A 19984-nucleotide genomic window follows, 5' to 3' on the forward strand; every position below is an offset into this window, starting at 1 on the left:
GACGGACGACGGCATACTTTCCGGCTTGGCGCAGCCGGGGGAGACAGTTCTTGACTAGTTCCAGATTGTGGTCGATCATGGGTGGCATGGCGCCCCGAGACCTCACCTCCGCGCTGCGGGGCGCCTCCCTTCGAGTGACGCGCCCGCGGCTGGCCGTGCTGGGCGCCGTCCACGACCACCCCCATGCCGACACCGACACCGTCATCCGCCTGGTGCGCGCCGAGCTCGGGGCGGTCTCCCACCAGGCCGTCTACGACGTGCTCCGGGCCCTGACCGACGCCGGCCTCCTGCGGCGCATCCAGCCCGCCGGCGCGACCGCCCGCTACGAGGCACGCGTGGGCGACAACCACCACCACGCCGTTTGCCGGTCGTGCGGCGCGATCGCCGACGTCGACTGCGCGGTCGGCCACACCCCTTGTCTCACCGTCTCCGAGGGCCACGGCTTCGTGGTCGACGAGGCGGAGGTCGTCTACTGGGGCACCTGCCCCGAGTGTGCAACCGCCCCCGACCCCACGATGATCGACGCAGCCGGAAGGACGCTATGACCGACACCCAGAACACCGATCCCGTCAGCCCCCAAGGGGTGGACCGCAAGGCCGAGGCCGGATGCCCGGTGATGCACGACTCGGCCACCGCCCAGGGCGGCAGCGAGAGCGAGAACCCGGCCATCCCCTCGCCCGAGCCCCAGACGGGCGGGCGGCCGCACAGCCTGCAGGACTGGTGGCCGAACATGCTCGACCTGTCCGTGCTGCATGCGCACTCCCCCGCGGGGAACCCGCTCGGTGAGGACTTCGACTACCGGGAGCACTTCGCCACGCTGGATGTCGAGGCGCTCAAGGCCGACCTCGCCGAGGTCATGCGCACCTCCCAGGACTGGTGGCCGGCGGACTTCGGACACTACGGCGGCCTGTTCATCCGGATGAGCTGGCACGCCGCCGGCACCTACCGCATCTACGACGGCCGTGGCGGCGCGGGCGACGGCGGGCAACGCTTCGCCCCGCTCAACAGCTGGCCCGACAACGCCAACCTGGACAAGGCCCGGCGTCTGCTGTGGCCGGTGAAGAAGAAGTACGGCCAGCAGGTCTCCTGGGCCGACCTGCTCGTGCTCGCCGGCAACGTCGCCCTGGAGGACATGGGCTTTGAGACCTTCGGCTTCGGCTTCGGCCGGGAGGACGTCTGGGAGCCCGAGGAGATCTTCTGGGGCCCGGAGGACACCTGGCTCGGCGACGCGCGCTACACCGGCGAGCGCGAGCTCGACGAGACCCTCGGCGCGGTCCAGATGGGCTTGATCTACGTCAACCCCGAGGGCCCCAACGGCAATCCGGACCCGCTGGCCTCCGCCCGCGACATCCGCACCACCTTCGCCCGGATGGCGATGAACGACGAGGAGACGGTCGCGCTCATCGCCGGCGGCCACACCTTTGGCAAGACGCACGGGGCGGGGGACGCGGCCCACGTCGGTCCCGAGCCCGAGGCCGCGCCGGTCGAGGCCCAGGGCCTGGGCTGGCTCAGCTCCTACGGCTCCGGCAAGAACGGCGACACGATCACCTCCGGTCTGGAGGTGACCTGGACCTATCACCCCACCCGCTGGGACAACGAGTTCTTCCACATCCTCTTCGCCTACGAGTGGGAGCTCATGGAGTCGCCCGCAGGCGCCCACCAGTGGCGGCCGAAGAACGGCGCGGGCTCGGACATGGTCCCCGACGCCCACGACCGGACGAAACGTCGCGAGCCGCGCATGCTCACCTCTGACCTGGCGCTGCGCGCGGACCCCGCCTACGAGAAGATCTCCCGCCGGTTCCATGAGAACCCCGAGGAGTTCCGCCTCGCCTTCGCCAAGGCCTGGTACAAGCTGCTCCACCGCGACATGGGCCCGGTGTCGCGCTTCCTCGGACCCTGGGTGCCGGAGCCGCAGCTGTGGCAGGACCCGGTGCCGGCCGTCGAGGGCGAGCTAGTCGGCGAGGCCGACCTCGAGACGCTCAAGGGCAAGATCCTGGACTCGGGACTGTCCGTCTCTGAGCTTGTCTCGACCGCGTGGGCCTCGGCCGCGTCGTTCCGCACCACCGACAAGCGTGGCGGCGCCAACGGGGCGCGGGTGCGGCTGGAGCCGCAGCGCAACTGGGAGGTCAACCAGCCAGATCAGCTCTCCCGGGTGCTGGAGACGCTCGAGGGCATCCAGCAGGAGTTCAACGCCGCTGGCGGCGCGACCATCTCGATGGCCGACCTCATCGTGCTCGCCGGGTCGACGGCGGTTGAGCAGGCCGCCCGGGAGGCCGGTGTGGACGTCACGGTGCCCTTCTCGCCGGGCCGCGGCGACGCCTCGCAGGAGCAGACGGACGTGGAGTCCTTCCGGGTCCTGGAGCCGCGGGCCGACGGCTTCCGCAACTATGTGCGCCCGGGCGCACCCCTGCGCCCGGAGCAGTTGCTCGTCGACCGTGCCTACATGCTCGACCTGTCGGCGCCGGAGATGACCGTTCTGATCGGCGGGCTGCGCGCCCTCGGCAACAACGTCGGCGGGTCCCAGCACGGTGTCCTCACCGAACGTCCCGGCGTCCTCAGCAACGACTTCTTCGTCAACCTGCTCACCCCGGGCATGGAGTGGAAGGCCACCGGCGACCATGTCTACGAGATCCGGGACGCGGCCAGCGGCGAGGTGCGGTGGACCGCCACCGCGGTCGACCTCGTCTTCGGCTCCAACTCCCAGCTGCGGGCCCTGGCGGAGGTCTACGCCAGCGACGACGCCCAGGAGAAGTTTGTGCAGGACTTCGTCGCGGCCTGGACCAAGGTGATGGAGCTGGACCGCTTCGACCTGGTCTGACCCGCCTGGTCTGACCGGCCCGGGAGCGAGCGCTCCCGGCGCCCACCGGGGCCGTCCGGGGCCCAGACACCGCAAGGTGTCGGCGCTCCGGACGGCCCCGTCGTCGGTCCGCCGGCGGGAGGACCGCCCAGCCTCAGTGCGTGACGGCACCCTGCGAGGCGGAGCCGACGAGGGCCACATACTTGGCGAGCACGCCACGGCGGGCCCGGTCCGGCGGCTCAGGTGGGGACCAGGCGCCCCGGCGGCGGGCCAGCTCGCCCTCCTCGACCTCGAGGTCGAGGCGGCCGCCCCCCACGTCGAGCACGATCTGGTCACCGTCCTGCACCAGGGCGATCGGGCCGCCGTCGGTCGCCTCCGGTGCGATGTGACCCACGCACAACCCGGTCGTGCCGCCGGAGAAGCGGCCGTCGGTGATGAGGAGCACGTCCTTGCCCAGGCCGGCACCCTTGATGGCCCCGGTGATGGCCAGCATCTCGCGCATGCCGGGGCCACCCTTGGGTCCCTCGTAGCGGATGACCACCACGTCGCCGGCAGTGATCGTGCCGTCCTCCAGGGCGTCCATCGCCGATCGTTCACCGTCGAAGACCCGGGCGGTGCCGCGGAAGACGTCGGAGTCGAAACCGGCCGACTTCACCACCGCTCCCCCGGGCGCCAGCGTGCCGTCCAGGATGGTCAGACCGCCGGTGGCGTGGATCGGGTTGTCCAGCTGCCGCAGCACCGTGCCGTCCAGGGGCGGCACGTCGAGGTCGTCGAGGTTCTGCGCCAGGGTGCGGCCGGTGACCGTCATGACATCGCCGTGCAGCAGGCCAGCGTCGAGCAGCGCCTTCATCACCACCGGGATGCCGCCGACCCGGTCGATGTCGACCATCACGTGCCGGCCGAACGGCTTGACGTCGGCCAGGTGCGGCACCCGCGCGCCGATCCGGCGGAAGTCCTCCAGCGTGAGGTCCACGTCAGCCTCGCGCGCGATCGCCAGCAGGTGCAGCACCGCGTTGGTCGAGCCGCCGAAGGCCATGGTCACCGCGACGGCGTTCTCGAAGGCCTCCTTGGTCAGGATCTGCCGGGCGGTGAGCCCGGCCCGCAGCATCCCCACGACCGCCTCCCCCGATCGGCGGGCGAAGCCGTCTCGGCGCCGGTCGGTGGCCGGCGGCGCCGCGGACCCGGGCAGGGACATGCCCAGCGCCTCCGCGGCCGCGGCCATCGTGTTCGCGGTGTAGAAGCCCCCGCACGCGCCCTCGCCGGGGCAGATCGCCCGCTCGATCGCGTCCACGTCCTCGCGGGGCATCAGCCCCCGGGCGCAGGCGCCGACCGCCTCGAAGGCGTCGATGATGGTCACCTCGCGCTCCGACCCGTCGGACAGCCGCGCCCGCCCAGGCAGGATCGTGCCGGCATACACGAACACCGCGGCGAGGTCGAGGCGCGCCGCGGCCATGAGCATGCCCGGCAACGACTTGTCGCACCCGGCGAGCAGCACCGAGCCGTCCAGCCGCTCGGCCGACATCACCGTCTCGACCGAGTCGGCGATCACCTCGCGGGAGACCAGCGAGTAGTGCATGCCCTCGTGGCCCATCGAGATGCCGTCCGAGACCGAGATGGTGCCGAACTCCAGCGGGTAGCCACCGCCCCCGTGCACCCCGTCCTTGACCGCCTTGGCCAGCCGGTCCAGCGACAGATTGCACGGGGTGATCTCGTTCCACGAGCTGGCCACGCCGATCTGCGGTTTCACCCAGTCCTCGTCGCCCATCCCGACGGCCCGCAGCATGCCGCGGGCCGCCGCCCGCTCCAGGCCGTCGGTGACGTCACGCGAGCGTGGCTTGAGGTCAGGGGTATGCGGTGCCGCCGCCCCTTTTGCGGTGGGCGGGTCCGTGGCCGGCAGGTTCGAGGTGGCGGCAGTGAGATCAGGGGAGGTGTCAGCCACGGGCCGCGGACCCCTCGACGTAGTCGCTGTCCGCGTGGCTCTTGACCCAGGCCATCATCCCGCGCAGGTCCTTGCCGACCGCCTCGATCGGGTGCTGGGCACCCTGGGCGCGTAGCCGCTTGAACTCAGGGGCTCCCGAGTCCTGGTCGTCGATGAACCGCTGGGCGAAGGCACCGTTGCGCACGTCCTCCAGGACCGCCTGCATGTTCTCCTTCACGCGGTCGTCCACCACCCGCGGGCCGGAGACGTAGTCGCCGTACTCCGCGGTGTCCGAGACCGACCAGCGCTGCTTGGCGATGCCGCCCTCGTACATCAGGTCCACGATGAGCTTGAGCTCGTGCAGGACCTCGAAGTAGGCGATCTCGGGCTGGTAACCCGCCTCGGTCATCACCTCGAAGCCCTTCATCACCAGCTCGGACACCCCGCCGCAGAGCACCGCCTGCTCGCCGAAGAGGTCGGTCTCGGTCTCCTCGGTGAAGGTGGTCTCGATGCCGCCTGCGCGTAGCCCGCCGATCGCGGCGGCGTAGGACAGCGCCAGCTCCTTGGCCTGGCCGCTGGCGTCCTGCTCGACGGCGACGAGGACCGGCACGCCGCGCCCGTCCACATACTCTCGGCGCACCAGGTGCCCCGGGCCCTTGGGCGCGACCATGCACACGTCGACATCCTCCGGGGGCTTGATGTAGCCGAACCGGATGTTGAAACCGTGGCTGAAGAAGAGCGCCTTGCCCGCGGTCAGGTGCGGCTCGATCGCCTCGGCGTAGAGGTGACGCTGGACGTGGTCCGGCACCAGGACCATGATCACCTCCGCCTCCTCGCACGCCCGCGCCGGAGTGGCCACGCGCAGGCCCTCGCCCTCGGCCTTGGCCCGGCTGCTGCTGCCCTCGGCGAGCCCGACGCGCACGTCGACGCCCGAGTCGCGCAGCGACAGGGCGTGGGCGTGCCCCTGGCTGCCGTAGCCGAGGACGGCCACCTTCTTGCTCTGGATCAGGGACAGGTCGGCGTCGTCCTCGTAGTACATGGTGGCCATGAAGGTTCTGTTCTCCTTGATGAGGGTCCGGGGGCCGGACGGCGTGTTCGGTGAGTCTTCTGGGGCGTTCTGTCGGGGAGTATGGCGTGTTCTGTCGGGCCCTTGACGTGCTCTGTCGGGCCTTGTCGTGTGTTCGGTCGGTCTAGAAGGCAGCGGCGGCCATGGCGCCGACGGGGCGGGGGCCGTGGTCGTTGATCTCCCACAGCTGGGCGCGGATGGCGTCGGCCTCGGCCAGCTCCTCGATGTGGATGACCTCGACCAGCTTGTCCAGCTGGCTGGTGACCCGGTGCAGCTGCTCGGTGCTGACGTTGACGACGACGGTCATCCGGGAGACCTTGTTGTCCTCGGTCGGACCGACGACCAGGTGGTCGATGTTGAAGTTTCGGCGGGCGAACAGGACCGAGACGCGGGCCAGGACCCCGGGGTTGTTCTCGACCAGGACGGACAGGGCGTGCCGGCTGCGGGTGGGATTGGCGGTGGAGTTCATGGTGGTGCCTTTCGGTGCGGTCGCGCGGTGGCTGGAGCGTGGGGATGAGGGTCGGTATGCGGTGGCGGGGGTAGGGACCTCACCGGGGTCGGTGCGGTAGTCGTGCAGGAGGGTCATTCGTCCTCCCCGAAGTCGGGCCGGGCGTCGCGGGCGTACTGGATGTCGTCGTTGCTGGTGCCGGCGGCGACCATCGGCCAGACCATGGCGTCCTGACTGACCCGGAAGTCCACGACGACGGGCTGGTCGTCGACGGCCATCGCCGTCTCGATCGTGCGGTCGACGTCCTCAGGCCGCTCGCAGCGCAGGCCGACGCAGCCGTAGGCCTGGGCCAGCATGGTGAAGTCGGGCACCTGCATGGAGGGCAGCTGGGAGGCGGAGTAGCGCTTGGCGTAGAACAGCGACTGCCACTGCCGGACCATCCCCAGGGCGGCGTTGTTGATGATCGCCACCTTGATCGGGATGCCCTCGACGGAGCACGTGGCCAGCTCCTGGTTGGTCATCTGGAAGCAGCCGTCGCCGTCGATCGCCCAGACGGTGGCCTCGGGTCGTCCGACCTTGGCGCCCATGGCGGCGGGCACGGCATACCCCATGGTCCCCAGGCCACCGGAGTTGAGCCAGCGCCGGGGCTCCTCGTAGCCGATGAACTGGCTGGCCCACATCTGGTGCTGGCCGACGCCGGCGGCGAACACGGTGTCGGGGCCGGCGAGCGCCCCGATCCGCTCGATGACGTACTCCGGCGCCATCGCGCCGTCGGTGGGTGCGTCGTAGCCCAGGGGGTAGCGGGCCTTCCAGTCCATGCAGCGCTGGACCCACGCCTCGTAGTCGGGTGCCGCACCGGCCGCAGTGCGCCGCGTCCACTCAGTGACCAGGGCGGTGATCGTCTCCCGAGCATCACCGAGCAGGCCGACGGCGGTGGGGAAGTTCTTGCCGATCTCGGCCGGGTCGATGTCGGCGTGGATGATCTGCGCGTGCGGGGCGAAGGTGTGCTTGGCGCCGGTGACCCGGTCGTCGAAGCGGGCACCCAGGCTGATGATCAGGTCCGACTTCTGCAAGGTGGTCACCCCGGAGACCGAACCGTGCATGCCGGGCATGCCCATGTGCTGCGGGTGGCTGTCGGGGAAGACGCCGCGGGCCATGAGCGTCGTGACGACGGGGATCCCGGTCAGCTCGGCCAGCTGGCGCACCTGTGCGGCGGCGTTGGCCCGCAGGCAGCCTCCGCCGACGTAGAGGACCGGCCGGCGGGCGGTGAGCATCAGCTCGACCGCGTCGCGGACCGCCTCGGGCGCCGCCTGCACCGCGGCCCGCAGGCCCGGCATCGGCAGCTCGCGCAGGGTGTCGTCAGCGAGGGCGGTCAGCGCGTCCTTGGCGACGTCGACCAGGACCGGGCCGGGGCGACCGCTGGCGGCCAGGTGAAAGGCTGAGGCCACGGTGGCGGCGATCTCGTCGGGCCGGGTGACCAGGAATGAGTGCTTGGTCACCGGCATGGAGATCGAGCGGATGTCCGCCTCCTGGAAGGCGTCTGAGCCCATCGCCGTGCTGGCCACGTTGCCGGTGATGGCGACCATCGGCACGGAGTCCATGTTGGCGTCGGCTAGCGGGGTGACCAGGTTGGTGGCGCCCGGGCCCGAGGTGGCCATGGCCACGCCCACCCGGCCGGTTGCGGCGGCGTACCCCTGGGCGGCGTGGCCGGCCCCCTGCTCGTGCCGGACCAGGATGTGCCGGATGCCCTCGGCCTGGTAGAGCGCGTCGTAGAGGGGCAGGACGGCGCCACCCGGGAGCCCGAAGATGTGCTCTACGCCCACCCGCTGGAGGGTCTCGACCAGGGCCTGAGCCCCGGTCCTGCAGGGCGAGGTGGTGGCTGGAGCAGCGCTCGCAGCAGGCGCGGCGACCGGCGTCGGACCGCCGGGACGAGCCGGCGCCGGCTGCTGGGTGGTGGTGGTCATCGGGTGGTTCTCCTGCCTGGAGAGGGGGGGTGCTGGGGGTGGTCGGGCAACAAAAAACCCCTCGGCCCGGAGGGCAAACGAGGGGAGGACGCGCGGCGGCTGTGGAGTCAGGCCGTAGCGCGTCCCGGGCTAATAAGTACGAGGGCAGAAAGGTGCATGGGCCACACTCTGCGCCAGAACTGCCCCCGCGTCAACCCCCTGCATGAATATGTGAGCCAACGCACAATCATTCATCTATCGCTATGACGTTGACATATCGAGACAGATCGTGACATTGTGGACGACATGAACTCACGACACCACGGACCCGGCAGTTTCGGCGGCTTCGGCTTCGACCCCGACCAGATCTTCGGCCCCAACGGCCTGCTCAACCAGGTGTTTGGCAGCCAGGGCGGCGGTGGCTGGGGCGGCAGCCCTTGGGGGCCGCGCCCTCCCCGCCCCCCGCACCCCGGCTCACACCAGGGCCCACGCTCGGGCCGGCGGGCCCGCCGCGGCGACGTGCGCAACGCGATCCTGCACCTGCTGCAACGCGAGCCGATGAACGGCTACCAGCTCATGCAGGAGATCGCGCAGAGCTCCGGCGGCGCCTGGCAGCCCAGCTCCGGGGCGATCTACCCGGCGTTGAGCCTGCTCGAGGACGAGGGCTTGGTCGAGCAGCACGACGTGGACGGCCGCAAGGCCTACCAGCTCACCGACGCCGGGCGTCACGCCGCCGGGGAGCTGCCCCGGCAGGCCTGGATGGGCACCGGCGGAGCCGAGCCGGACGACCCCTGGGCGCGGGAGGAGCGAGAGCAGCCGGACGCCTGGTCCGGCGGCGGGGGTCGAGGGCGCGACCACGACCGCCACGGTGGCGGACGCCGCGAGCGCGGCGCGCAGCTGTGGAAGGCGCTGGGCAGCGTGGCGATGGCCACTCAGGCCGTCGGCCAGGCGGGCGACCACCAACTCTCCCGCGAGGCGGCCGGCCTGCTCGACCGCACCCGCCGCGATCTGTACCGGTTGCTCGCCGACGCTGAGGTTGCCCGGGGCGAGGAGGAGCGGGATGACCTAGGCGACCTCGAGGACGACATTGACGGCGAGATCACCGACGCCGAGATCGTGGACGAGGACTGAGCTCGCGGCCTTTCCCCCGGGCTGACCCGGGGGGCGGCAGCCCCCCGGGTGACGGCATACTGGCACCCATGGCCGATCACTATGACGTTGTTGTCCTGGGCGCCGGTCCCGGCGGGTATGTCGCGGCGATCCGCGCGTCCCAGCTGGGCAAGAAGGTCGCTGTCGTGGAGAAGCAGTACTGGGGCGGCGTGTGCCTCAACGTCGGCTGCATCCCGTCCAAGGCTTTGCTGAAGAACGCCGAGCTGGCGCACACGCTGACCCACGAGAAGAAGAAGTACGGTATCGAGGGCGACGTCACGATGTCCTACGGCCCCACGCACAAGCGCAGCCGTCAGGTCTCGGCCGGCATCGTCAAGGGCGTCCACTTCTTGATGAAGAAGAACAAGATCACCGAGGTGGACGGCTTCGGCATGCTGACCTCGGCGACCTCGATGGACGTCGAGCTCGAGGGCGGGGAGAAGAAGCAGCTCACCTTCGACAACCTCATCCTGGCCACCGGCTCGGTTACCCGGATGCTGCCCGGCGTCGAGGTCAGCAAGAACGTCGTCACCTACGAGGAGCAGATCCTCGACGAGGAGCTGCCCGGCTCGATCATCATCGCCGGCTCCGGCGCCATCGGCGTGGAGTTCGCGTACATCATGTCCAACTTCGGGGTCGACGTCACGATCGTGGAGTTCATGGGCCGGATGGTCCCGTCGGAGGAGCCGGAGATCTCCACGCTGCTGGCCAAGGAGTACAAGAAGCTGGGGGTCAAGGTGCACACCGGCACCAAGGTCGAGTCGGTGGAGGACACCGGTGACGGCGTGAAGGTGACGGTCAGCCGGGACGGGAACACCGAGGTCCTGGAGGCCGACAAGCTGCTGTCCGCGATCGGCTTCGCCCCGCGCACCGAGGGCTTCGGGCTGGAGAACACCGGGGTGGAGCTCACCGACCGCGGCGCGATCGCGATCGACGACTACATGCGCACCAACGTCGACGGCGTCTACGCCATTGGCGACGTCACCGCCAAGCTGATGCTCGCCCACGTCGCCGAGGCCCAGGGGATCGTCGCCGCCGAGACCCTGGCCGGCGCCGAGACCATGCCGATCGACTACCGCTTCATCCCCCGCGCCACCTACTGCCATCCGCAGATCGCCTCCATGGGTCTGACCGAGGACCAGGCCAAGGAGGGCGGCCACGAGGTCAAGACCGCCACCTTCCCGTTCAGCGCCAACGGCAAGGCTGCCGGCCTAGGCTCCACGGTCGGCTTCGTCAAGGTCGTCGCCGACGCCGAGCACCACGAGATCCTCGGCACCCACATGGTCGGTCCGGACGTCACCGAGCTGCTGCCGGCCGTCAACGTGGCGCAGACCTGGGACCTCACCGCCGACGAGGTCTCCCGCGTGGTCTTTGCCCACCCGACGCTCGGCGAGGCCCTCAAGGAGGCCATGCACGGCATCGCGGGCCACATGATCAACTTCTAAGGCCGTCCCGCACCGGCGGCCGCCTCCTCCAGCATCGGCCGGGCGGCCTCCTCGTCGCCGGGCTGACCGGCACCCGACACAGGAGCGGAGCCCGGGGGGTATCCCCCCGGTCGTTCCGGTGGCGCACCGGCTCCTCTGGCCGGGCCGATCAGGACAGGCTGAGGGTATGCACGAGCACCTCACCTCTCCCTCCCACCTCGACCTCGGACCCACGCCCGGCCGGACCCCCGATGGCAGTCCCCCACCCCTGCCCGGTCCTGTTCTCAACGGACCGACGACCGGCCAGTATCCGACCGACGCCAGCTCGACCGGCACACCTCCGAACAGCGGCGGCGCAGCCGGCCCCCGCCGAGCGTTCCAGATCCTGCGGCGCTCCCCGGTGCGCCGGGACGCCAGCCGGGGCATGTTGGGTGGCGTGTGCGCCGGCATCGCCCGGTCTACCGGCTTCTCGGTCGTCGCGGTCCGGGTGATCGCGGTGCTGGCGGCTCTGCTGCCCGGCACTGTCGGCGGCGCCTACCTTCTCGCCTGGGCGCTGCTGCCCGACGCGGACGGCAACGTCCACGCCGAACGGGCGATGCTTGACGGTCGACCCCGGTCGCTGGTGATCCTCGGACTGGGTGGGATCGCCCTCATCGGCATGCTCAGCTGGGCCTTCAACACCTGGCCGCTGCTGATCGGGGCAGGCATCGTCATCCTGGTGCTGCTGAACAAGCTGGGCCGCTCCAGGGCGCCCCACCACCCCCACGGCTGACCGCTGAGGCGCCCCGGCGACAGGCGACGGGGCGCTCAGGCGCCGGGCGAGCTGACGGGAGCCGGCTCGGCCTTCAGCAGCTGGCGCGCGGCCATGAGCGCGAGGATCCCGCCGAAGGCACTCATCACCAGGCCCGGCCCGGGCATCCACCCAGCGGTCCCGACCAGCCTCAGCAGCTGGACCGCCTGCCAGACCGGGAGGACCAGGCCCACCACCCCCGCGATCAGGCCCTGGATCGCCGCTGCCGTCCGCAGGCGCGGCGGCAGGATGCTGCCCGCCACGGCGAGCAGGGCGAAGTAGAAGACCCACAGCCCGGGCGCGACGCCCAGGACCAGGGTCCGCGACAGCCCGACGGCACCGCTGACGGTGCCCAACTCGGTGTAGAGCCAGGGCAGCCAACCACCGAGCGCCATGAAGGCGCCGGCGCCCAGCAGGCGCATCTGTCCGGGGGGTCGCCTTCTCATGCAGCGCACCCTAACGCGGCCGACGAGGCCTGGCGGCGGCCGTACCGTTCACCGCGCCGCTCGACCGTTCGGCGTGTCAGACCCGCCGTTCGGCGCCGCTGCGGAGAGCCGCCCTTGACCCCACCCCGGGCGGCTCGGTTGTGTGGCCGAGCGCGGCACCCGCCGCCTGCCCGCACCCCGAGCAAGGAGGCTCGATGCTCGACGTCGAACAGCGACAACGGTATTGGAAACGCAATCTGCGGCTGATGTCCATTCTCCTGGTGATCTGGGCCCTGGTGTCCTTCGGTGCCGGGATCCTCTTCGTGGAACCGCTCAACAACATCTCTCTCTTCGGGATCCCGCTCGGCTTCTGGTTCGCCCAGCAGGGTTCGATCATCACCTTCCTCATCCTCATCGCGATCTACGTCTGGCGGATGGACAAGCTCGATGCCGAGTTCGGCATCACCGAGTATGAGCAGGAGGTGCACCACGGATGAGCAACACGCAGCTGTGGACGTTGATCTTCGTCGTCATCACCTTCTCCTTCTACATCTGGATCGCCTACCGCAGCCGGGTCTCCGACACGGCCGGCTTCTACGTCGCGGGCGGTGGCATCCCGGCACCCGCCAACGGCGCGGCGATTGCCGCGGACTGGATGAGCGCGGCCTCGTTCATCTCGATGGCCGGCCTCATCGCCTTCAGCCAGAACGGCTACGCCGGCTCGGTCTTCCTCATGGGATGGACCGGTGGCTACGTGCTGCTGGCCATGCTCCTGGCGCCCTACCTGCGCAAGTTCGGCAAGTACACCGTCCCGGAGTTCGTCGGCGACCGCTACAACGAGACCGCCCGCCTCGTCGCGGTCGTCTGCGCCCTCGTCGTCTCCTTCGTCTACGTCGCCGGCCAGATGTCCGGCGTCGGCGTGGTCTTCCAGCGCTTCCTGGGCGTGGACTCGACCTGGGGCGTGGTCATCGGCATGGCGATCGTCTTCACCTACGCCGTGCTCGGCGGGATGAAGGGCATCACCTGGACCCAGGCGGCGCAGTACACCGTGCTGATCATCGCCTACCTGATCCCGGCGGTCGCGATCTCGCTGCAGCTGGCGGGTAACCCGCTGCCGCAGATCGGTTTCGGCGCCATCCTGGACGACCTGGACGGCCTGCAGCGCGACCTGGGCCTCGAGGCCTACACCGAGGCCTTCACCCAGACCTCGATGATGAACATGATCCTCATCACGGCGGCGCTGATGTTCGGCACCGCCGGGCTGCCCCACGTCATCGTGCGGTTCTACACGGCCCGGTCGGTGCGGGCGGCACGCTACTCCGCGCTGTGGGCGCTGTTCTTCATCTCCCTGCTCTACACCGTGGCCCCGGCGGTCGGTGCCTTCAGCAAGTACAACGTGCTGAGCACGATTCCCGGCACCGGGGTGGACGAGACACCTGCCTGGTTCGACAGCTGGATGGAGGTCGGCCTGATCGAGGTCAACGACCTCAACGCCAACGGCATCATCGACGTCGCCGGAGTCGGGCTCGGGCCGGGCACGGAGCTGATCATCAACAACGACATCGTGGTGCTCGCCACGCCTGAGATCGCCGGCCTGCCGGCCCCGATCGTGGGCCTGGTCGCCGCGGGTGGTCTGGCGGCGGCCCTGTCCACGGCCTCGGGTCTGCTGCTGGTCATCTCCAGCTCGGTGGCCAACGACATCTACTACACGCGGATCAACCCGCAGGCCAGCGAGGCCCGGCAGCTCGTCGTCGGCCGGATCGCGATGGGTGCGGCCATCCTCATCGCCGGCTACCTGGGCATCAACCCGCCCGGGTTCGTGGCCGAGGTGGTCGCCTTGGCCTTCGGGCTGGCTGCGGCCAGCTTCTTCCCGATCCTGTTCCTGGGGATCTTCTGGAAGAAGGCCACGGCTGTCGCAGCAGCGGCTGGTATGACGGTCGGCATCGTCTTCACGCTGGGTTACCAGCTGTGGACGCTGCCCACCTTCTTCGGCAATGACCTCATCCTCGACATCCCGGCCACGGGTGTCGGCACGATCGGGATGATCCTGAACCTGCTGACGATCCTCATCGTCAGCCAGTTCACCCCGAAGCCGAGCGAGCTGATGCAGAAGGTCGTCGAGGACGTCCGCTACCCCGGCCGCTCCGAGCTGGTGGTCGCCCACGCCGAGGGCACCCTGCACGACGGCGGGGCCGGTCTGCCGGTGGACGGTGCAGGCGCGCACCCGGCCGACCCATCCGAGGGTCGCGACTCGGGACCGGAGCGCTGAGCCGCACCCCCCGCCCGCGCTAGCACGAGGAGCCGGTCCCCGACAGGGGGCCGGCTCCTCTGCGTCGCCGGGACCCTCGGGCTCTTGCCTCCTGTGCGCCCGTGACCAGAGGCGGCATCCGGTGCCGGCCGGCACGCGGCCTTCTGGGGAACCGCACGGGCGGGGATGTCGTCCCACCTCCATCAATCTCTTGGTCAGGAGCGCAGGATGACGACACAGCCCGCCCACCCCCGCAGCACCCTCATCCTCGCGGTGGTCGCACCGCTGGTCGCCGGGCTCGCGGCCTGCACCCCGGCCGACATCATCTCCCCGCCTGCGGCGGGAGCGGGCCAGCTGCAGCCCTTCGACTCCTGCGAGGAGCTGCTCGGTTATTTCCAGGAGCACGCGCTGGAGGAGGTCGGCCCCTGGGGGCTTGGGTCCACACCCGTATGGGGATGGGAGGACCTGGCCATGGTCGACGGGGCCGGTGCGGAGGGGGGTGACTCTGCGGCGCCGGAATCAGCCGCGGACGGTGACGCCGGAGCCGGGGTGGACTTCTCCGGCACCAACAACCAGGTCGAGGGCGTTGAGGAGCCAGACCTGCTCCAGACCGACGGCGAGATCATCCTCACCGTGCGCTCGGGTCGCCTGGTCGTGGTGGACGCGGCCAGCGCCGAGAAGGTGGGCGAGGTCCGGCTGCCCCAGCGTGGCGAGGGCGGGCAGACCGAGCTGCTGCTGGACCGCACGACTCGCCGAGCCCTGGTGCTCACCCAGGAGTGGGCGGCGGGCGGGGTGGGCTTCGCCGTGGACGGCATGGTCACCCGACCCGCCTACAGCCCCGAGCGGACCGTGCTCACCCTGGTGGACCTGGCCGACCCCACGGCCCCCACGGTCATCGGGGGTATGCGGCTGGAGGGCAGCTACCGCTCGGCCCGGATGCATGACGGCACCGCCCGGGTGGTGATGGTCACCGCGCCGCCGGGGCTGACCTTCGTCCAACCCCGCGACGGGAGCCTGGTCGCGGAGGAGTCGGCCGAGGCCGCCAACCGGCGGATCATCGAGGAGTCGACCCTGGACGCGTGGCTGCCGCACCTGCAGCTCCTCACCGCGACCGGGTCGGGCGTGAGCGAGCTGGCCGTGCCGTGCGAGGAGGTCGCCCGGCCGCCGGAGTTCTCCGGGCTCTCCACCATGGCCGTGCTCACCTTCGACGTGTCCGGGGACCCGCGTCCGACCTCGGCGACCGGCCTGGTCGCCACCGGCTCCACCGTCTACGCCTCGACGGACCGCCTGGTCGTCGCGACCTCCGCCTGGGACGCGTGGCCGACCGGGTTTGCGGACAACCTGGGCGGCAGCGACGTGGGCTGGCCCGGGGGCGGTGGCGGGGAGCAGGTCAGCACCTCGCTGCATACCTTCGACCTGGGGCAGGAGGGGGGCACGGACTACCTGGCGTCCGGGCGCGTGCCGGGCCGGTTGCTCAACCAGTTCGCGCTGGACGAGAGCGAGGGGGTGATCCGGGTGGCGACCACAATGGAGGCCACCCAGAAAACCCCCTCGAGCAGCTCGCTGGTCATGCTCGCCGAGCAGGGCCGGGAGCTGGTGCAGACCGGACGCGTGGACGACCTCGGGCTCACCGAGCGGATCTATGCCGTGCGCTACCTCTCCCCCGACCTGGCGGCCGTGGTGACCTTCCGGGAGACCGACCCCCTCTACCTGGTCGACACCTCCGACCCCGCCGCACCCGTGGTCGCGGGCGAGCTGAAGATCCCCGGTTACTCGGCCTACCTTCATCCCGTCGGCGAGGGCCTTCTGCTGGGACTGGGCCAGGACGCGACGGAGGACGGTCGGACCACCGGCCTGCAGCTCTCGCTCTTCGACGTCTCCGACCCGGCAGACCCCGCCCTGGTCTCCCAGGTGCACTGGGAGGACCACCACTCCGCCGCCGAGCACGACCACCGCGCCTTCCGCTACTGGGCGCCGACCGGGCAGGTGTTCGTGCCCAGCGAGGCCTGGCACCGGGACTCCAGCTGGACGGGGGTGGTCAGCGCGCAGGTGCAGGGTGCCCAGGTGCTCCGGGGGCCCGACCTGCGGGTGGGCGGGTCGGACGACACCAGCTGGGAGTATGCCCTGCGGACCATCGTCGTCGATGAGCAGTTGTGGGTGCTGGGTGAGTCCACCCTCCGGGCCGTGGACCTGGCCACCCTGGAGGAGCTGGCCAGGGTCTCGCTGTGAGGCGCCGCGCGTAGGCCCGGAGAACTTCTCTGCGAAATTTCTCTTCCCGCCCAGGGATCGGTGGTTTGGACCGGATGTGCAGCCCCACTTCGAGGAATCAGCGACAAAATGAGGTGGGTATGCAGATACTGCGATATGGCCCCTCTCTGGGCCGGCGTCAGCGAATTGACTTCGTCAGAACCGGTGGGCTAGAACTGCACCCATGCCGTTCCCCCCTCGCCGCCGAATGCGTCGCTGCTGAGTCCTGACCTCGCAGCCTGACGCCACCGACACGCACGCGTGCACCAGCACGGCATACCGGCTCCGCGCCCTGGCGGGACTCAGCAGAGTGACTGAACGCCACCCTGCCCCATCCCTTCCCCAGAGCACCTCTGCCAGAGCACCTCTCCCAGAGCACCCAGGAGCACCCATGACCAGCTACAGCGACTTCACCACCCGCCAGATCCACGCGGGCCAGACCCCCGACTCCCAGACCGGGGCGCGTGCGCTGCCGATCTACCAGACCACCTCCTACGTCTTCGAGGACGCCGACCAGGCCGCGAACCGGTTCGCGCTGGCCGAGCTCGGCCCGATCTATACCCGGATCACCAACCCGACCCAGGAGGTCGTGGAGAACCGGCTGGTCGACCTGGAGGGCGGGGTCGGCGCCCTGCTGACCGCCTCCGGGTCCTCGGCGATCACGCTGGCGATCCTCAACCTCGCCGGCGCTGGAGACCACATCGTCTCCTCCCCCAGCCTCTACGGCGGCACGCAGAACCTCTTCGCCCACACCCTGCCCAAGCTGGGCATCGAGGTGAGCTTCGTGCAGGACCCGACGGATCCGGAGTCCTGGCGTGCGGCCTCGCGGCCGAACACCAAGGCGTTCTTCGGTGAGACCATCTCCAACCCCAGCGGTGAGGTGCTCGATGTGCGGGCCGTGGCCGACGTCGCGCACGAGGAGGGCGTGCCGCTGATCGTGGACAGCACGATCGCCACCCCCTACCTGTCCCGCCCGATCGAGCACGGCGCGGACGTCATCGTGCACTCGGCGACGAAGTACCTCGGCGGTCACGGCACCTCGATCGCTGGCGTCATCATCGACAGCGGCAACTTCGACTACGGCGTCGGCGACAGGTTCCCCGGTTTCACCACCCCCGACCCGTCCTACAACGGGCTGGTCTACGCCGAGACGCTGGGCAAGGACGGCATCTTTGGCGCCAACCTGTCCTACATCCTCAAGGCCCGCGTGCAGCTGCTGCGTGACATCGGCCCGGCCATCTCCCCGTTCAACGCCTTCCTCATCGCGCAGGGCATCGAGACCCTGTCGCTGCGCCTGGACAAGCACGTGCAGAACGCCCAGCAGGTGGCGCAGTGGCTGACCGGCCACGACCAGGTCGAGCACGTGGTCTACGCCGGGCTGCCAGACCACCCCTCGCACGAACTGGCCAAGAAGTACCTGCCCAAGGGGCCCGGCGCGGTCCTGGCCTTCGAGATCGAGGGCGGCGTGGAGGCAGGCAAGGCGTTCGTCTCCGCACTGCAGCTGCACAGCAACGTCGCCAACATCGGTGACGTCCGCTCGCTGGTGATCCACCCGGCGTCGACCACGCACAGCCAGCTCGGCGAGGAGGCCCTGCGCGCCGCGGGGGTGACCCCCGGGCTGGTGCGGCTGGCCGTCGGCATCGAGGGGATCGAGGACATCCTGGCCGACCTGGAGGTCGGGTTCGCCGCCGCGGCGAAGGTCACGCAGGACGCCAGGGCGGCCTGACATGACGCTGTCCCGTCGCCGCAGCCAGCCCGTGGGTGACCTGGCCCTCGACTCCGGGCAGACTCTGGATGGGGCGCGGGTCAGCTACCAGACCTGGGGGCGGCTGAACGAGGCCCGGGACAACGCGGTCCTCGTCCTGCACGCGCTCACCGGCGACAGCCACGTCGTCGGTGAGCGCGGGCCGGACCACCCCACGCCCGGCTGGTGGCCGGGGCTGATCGGGCCGGGCGCCCCGCTGGACACCGACGAGTGGTTCGTCCTCGCGCCGGCCGTCCTCGGCGGCTGCCGGGGCACCACCGGGCCCTCCTCGCCCGCCCCGGACGGCCGGCCCTACGGCAGCTCCTTCCCGCGCATCACGGTCCGCGACCAGGTGCGGGCCGAGTCGCTGCTGGCCGACGCCCTGGGCATCCGGTCCTTCGCCCTGGTGGTGGGTGGTTCCGCCGGGGGTATGCGCTCCCTGGAGTGGGCGGTCAGCTACCCGGGCCGCGTGCGCCGGTGCGTCGTGCTCGCCGCCGGCGCCCGGGCCACCGCCGACCAGATCGCGTGGTCGGTGCCGCAGCTGAACGCGATCCGTCTCGATCCCGCCTTCCACGGCGGCGACTACTACCCCGGCCCCGGGCCGCGGGCCGGCCTGGAGATCGCCCGGCAGATCGCGCACGCCACCTACCGCTCGGCCCTGGAGCTCGAGCTGCGCTTCGGTTCGCAGGCGCAGGCGGGTGAGGACCCGCTGCGCGGCGGAAGGTATGCCGTGCAGTCCTACCTTGAGCACCACGGCAAGAAGCTGGTGCGCCGGTTCGACGCCAACTCCTACCTGGTGCTCACCGAGGCGATGACCGGCCACGACATCGGCCGGGGACGCGGCGGGGTCGAGGCGGCGCTGCGCCGCATCACCGCCGAGCTGACCGTCGGCGTGGTGTCCAGCGACCGGCTGTTCACCCCGGCCGACGGTGAGGTCGTCGCCACCGCCCCGGCCTGTCGTGAGCTGGCCGTCATCGACTCCCCCTACGGCCACGACGCCTTCCTCATCGAGACCGAGCAGGTCTTCGCGATCATCCGCCGCGCCCTGACCGGCGCGCCGGTGCCGGTGCCTCACCGGACGGCGTCGTCGACGGCGGCGTCCCCGAGCACGGGCGCGGCCACCGCCTCCCGGGAGCTGCGGGCAGCAGCCGTGGCGGCCGGCCCAAGCCTCTGGTAGCCCTCGACGCACCCTCGCCGTCCTGCCCCGGTCGGAACCGATCGGGCTTATGACGCGTCCACCACGTAGGATCGGAGGACGAGACGGGGAAGGGAGTGTCCATGGACTGGTTGCGCGACTCTCAGTGGCTGTGGTGGGTCGGGGCCGCCCTGGCCTTCGGCATCGTCGAGATGAACACTCTCGACCTCATCTTCCTCATGCTCGCGCTCGGGGCCCTCGTCGCAGCGATCGCGGCGGGCGTCGGGATCCCGCTGGTCCTGCAGGTGCTCATCTTCGGCCTCTCGGCCGGTCTGTTCGTTGTCGCCCTGCGGCCGGTGGCTCTGAAGTACTGGAAGCTGGAGGGCAAGGGCGACCCCACGCTCGGCATCGAGGGTCACATCGGTCAGACAGCGACCGTGCTTGAGGAGGTCACCGACCGGTCCGGCCTGATCAAGCTGCGCGGCGAGACCTGGAGCTCGCGCGCCGAACTGGAGGGCACTCACTACGCGCCCGGTGAGCTGGTGACCGTGGTGAAGATCGACGGCGCCACCGCCGTGGTCACCGCGGCACCCCCGGAGGACAAGCCCTTCGACGCCCCTCCCCACGACTGAACGTCATACAAGGAGAAC

At 70.5% G+C, this 19984-nt stretch carries 16 protein-coding genes; 11 read left to right on the forward strand and 5 right to left on the reverse strand.

The genetic code is table 11. The annotated features are described in order from the left end of the window. The first annotated feature begins 86 nt into the window (after positions 1 to 86). On the forward strand, positions 87 to 545 hold the full coding sequence (locus FY030_RS13655; RefSeq protein ID WP_158062054.1) for a Fur family transcriptional regulator: 459 nt from the start codon (positions 87 to 89) through the stop codon (positions 543 to 545). After that, on the forward strand, positions 542 to 2818 hold the full coding sequence (katG, locus tag FY030_RS13660; protein ID WP_158062056.1) for a catalase/peroxidase HPI: 2277 nt from the start codon (positions 542 to 544) through the stop codon (positions 2816 to 2818). Before FY030_RS13655 ends, katG begins: the two co-directional genes overlap by 4 nt. A 133-nt stretch (positions 2819 to 2951) precedes the next feature. On the opposite strand, the gene ilvD is transcribed toward katG, so the two are convergent. The 4 genes from ilvD to FY030_RS13680 all read right to left on the reverse strand — a co-directional run bounded on the left by ilvD (position 2952) and on the right by FY030_RS13680 (position 8193). Beyond that, positions 2952 to 4694 (reverse strand): dihydroxy-acid dehydratase, encoded by a 1743-nt coding sequence (gene ilvD, locus FY030_RS13665; RefSeq protein WP_158062847.1) that lies wholly within the window; start codon positions 4692 to 4694, stop codon positions 2952 to 2954. A 34-nt stretch (positions 4695 to 4728) separates the two neighbouring features. Beyond that, on the reverse strand, positions 4729 to 5763 hold the full coding sequence (gene ilvC / locus FY030_RS13670; protein ID WP_158062057.1) for a ketol-acid reductoisomerase: 1035 nt from the start codon (positions 5761 to 5763) through the stop codon (positions 4729 to 4731). Between the two features lie 142 nt (positions 5764 to 5905). Next, entirely contained in the window at positions 5906 to 6367 is a 462-nt protein-coding gene (gene ilvN, locus FY030_RS13675; protein ID WP_238348374.1) for an acetolactate synthase small subunit, read from the reverse strand. Beyond that, positions 6364 to 8193: an acetolactate synthase large subunit gene (locus FY030_RS13680; protein WP_158062059.1), complete on the reverse strand. Its 1830-nt coding sequence runs from the start codon at positions 8191 to 8193 to the stop codon at positions 6364 to 6366. Before FY030_RS13680 ends, ilvN begins: the two co-directional genes overlap by 4 nt. A 285-nt stretch (positions 8194 to 8478) precedes the next feature. Here FY030_RS13680 and FY030_RS16605 point away from each other — a divergent pair, with 285 nt between their 5' ends. The 3 genes from FY030_RS16605 (at position 8479) to FY030_RS13695 (ending at position 11517) form a co-directional block, all read left to right on the forward strand. Continuing rightward, positions 8479 to 9303, forward strand: coding sequence for a PadR family transcriptional regulator (locus tag FY030_RS16605; RefSeq protein WP_158062061.1), 825 nt, complete (start codon positions 8479 to 8481; stop codon positions 9301 to 9303). Between the two features lie 68 nt (positions 9304 to 9371). Next, complete coding sequence (gene lpdA, locus FY030_RS13690) at positions 9372 to 10766, forward strand: dihydrolipoyl dehydrogenase (protein ID WP_158062062.1); 1395 nt, start codon at positions 9372 to 9374, stop codon at positions 10764 to 10766. Between the two features lie 166 nt (positions 10767 to 10932). Beyond that, a complete protein-coding gene (locus tag FY030_RS13695) occupies positions 10933 to 11517 on the forward strand; it encodes a PspC domain-containing protein (protein ID WP_158062063.1) in 585 nt (194 codons plus the stop codon). Positions 11518 to 11552: 35 nt separating this feature from the next. Here FY030_RS13695 and FY030_RS13700 read toward each other — a convergent pair whose 3' ends face one another. After that, the gene (locus FY030_RS13700) at positions 11553 to 11981 is read right to left on the reverse strand and encodes a hypothetical protein (protein WP_158062065.1); all 429 of its coding nucleotides are present in this window, start codon (positions 11979 to 11981) and stop codon (positions 11553 to 11555) included. Between the two features lie 194 nt (positions 11982 to 12175). Between FY030_RS13700 and FY030_RS13705 the strand changes: the two genes are divergently transcribed. From FY030_RS13705 to FY030_RS13730, 6 genes are all read left to right on the forward strand, one after another. Beyond that, positions 12176 to 12457, forward strand: coding sequence for a DUF4212 domain-containing protein (locus tag FY030_RS13705; protein ID WP_158062067.1), 282 nt, complete (start codon positions 12176 to 12178; stop codon positions 12455 to 12457). After that, positions 12454 to 14229, forward strand: a complete 1776-nt coding sequence (locus tag FY030_RS13710) for a sodium:solute symporter family protein (RefSeq protein ID WP_158062068.1) — start codon at positions 12454 to 12456, stop codon at positions 14227 to 14229. Before FY030_RS13705 ends, FY030_RS13710 begins: the two co-directional genes overlap by 4 nt. A gap of 207 nt (positions 14230 to 14436) precedes the next feature. Continuing rightward, on the forward strand, positions 14437 to 16437 hold the full coding sequence (locus tag FY030_RS13715; protein ID WP_192498616.1) for a beta-propeller domain-containing protein: 2001 nt from the start codon (positions 14437 to 14439) through the stop codon (positions 16435 to 16437). Positions 16438 to 16846: 409 nt separating this feature from the next. Beyond that, the gene (locus FY030_RS13720) at positions 16847 to 18181 is read left to right on the forward strand and encodes a bifunctional o-acetylhomoserine/o-acetylserine sulfhydrylase (RefSeq protein ID WP_158062072.1); all 1335 of its coding nucleotides are present in this window, start codon (positions 16847 to 16849) and stop codon (positions 18179 to 18181) included. A 1-nt stretch (position 18182) separates the two neighbouring features. Then, entirely contained in the window at positions 18183 to 19376 is a 1194-nt protein-coding gene (metX, locus tag FY030_RS13725; RefSeq protein WP_158062074.1) for a homoserine O-acetyltransferase MetX, read from the forward strand. A 101-nt stretch (positions 19377 to 19477) separates the two neighbouring features. Beyond that, the gene (locus FY030_RS13730) at positions 19478 to 19966 is read left to right on the forward strand and encodes an NfeD family protein (protein ID WP_158062075.1); all 489 of its coding nucleotides are present in this window, start codon (positions 19478 to 19480) and stop codon (positions 19964 to 19966) included. Positions 19967 to 19984: the final 18 nt, after the last annotated feature.

Origin of the sequence: Ornithinimicrobium pratense, from assembly GCF_008843165.1 — a bacterium.
Lineage (GTDB): Bacteria > Actinomycetota > Actinomycetes > Actinomycetales > Dermatophilaceae > Ornithinicoccus > Ornithinicoccus pratensis.

What these genes read in the sequence shown, in the direction of transcription:
- FY030_RS13720 (WP_158062072.1), top strand. Translation starts at nt 16,847, where the DNA reads ATGACCAGCTACAGCGACTTCACCACCCGCCAGATCCACGCGGGCCAG.
- metX (WP_158062074.1), top strand. Translation starts at nt 18,183, where the DNA reads ATGACGCTGTCCCGTCGCCGCAGCCAGCCCGTGGGTGACCTGGCCCTC.
- ilvN (WP_238348374.1), bottom strand. Translation starts at nt 6,367, where the DNA reads ATGACCCTCCTGCACGACTACCGCACCGACCCCGGTGAGGTCCCTACC.
- FY030_RS16605 (WP_158062061.1), top strand. Translation starts at nt 8,479, where the DNA reads ATGAACTCACGACACCACGGACCCGGCAGTTTCGGCGGCTTCGGCTTC.
- FY030_RS13695 (WP_158062063.1), top strand. Translation starts at nt 10,933, where the DNA reads ATGCACGAGCACCTCACCTCTCCCTCCCACCTCGACCTCGGACCCACG.
- FY030_RS13710 (WP_158062068.1), top strand. Translation starts at nt 12,454, where the DNA reads ATGAGCAACACGCAGCTGTGGACGTTGATCTTCGTCGTCATCACCTTC.
- FY030_RS13700 (WP_158062065.1), bottom strand. Translation starts at nt 11,981, where the DNA reads ATGAGAAGGCGACCCCCCGGACAGATGCGCCTGCTGGGCGCCGGCGCC.
- FY030_RS13680 (WP_158062059.1), bottom strand. Translation starts at nt 8,193, where the DNA reads ATGACCACCACCACCCAGCAGCCGGCGCCGGCTCGTCCCGGCGGTCCG.
- FY030_RS13730 (WP_158062075.1), top strand. Translation starts at nt 19,478, where the DNA reads ATGGACTGGTTGCGCGACTCTCAGTGGCTGTGGTGGGTCGGGGCCGCC.
- katG (WP_158062056.1), top strand. Translation starts at nt 542, where the DNA reads ATGACCGACACCCAGAACACCGATCCCGTCAGCCCCCAAGGGGTGGAC.
- FY030_RS13705 (WP_158062067.1), top strand. Translation starts at nt 12,176, where the DNA reads ATGCTCGACGTCGAACAGCGACAACGGTATTGGAAACGCAATCTGCGG.
- ilvC (WP_158062057.1), bottom strand. Translation starts at nt 5,763, where the DNA reads ATGGCCACCATGTACTACGAGGACGACGCCGACCTGTCCCTGATCCAG.
- lpdA (WP_158062062.1), top strand. Translation starts at nt 9,372, where the DNA reads ATGGCCGATCACTATGACGTTGTTGTCCTGGGCGCCGGTCCCGGCGGG.
- FY030_RS13655 (WP_158062054.1), top strand. Translation starts at nt 87, where the DNA reads ATGGCGCCCCGAGACCTCACCTCCGCGCTGCGGGGCGCCTCCCTTCGA.
- FY030_RS13715 (WP_192498616.1), top strand. Translation starts at nt 14,437, where the DNA reads ATGACGACACAGCCCGCCCACCCCCGCAGCACCCTCATCCTCGCGGTG.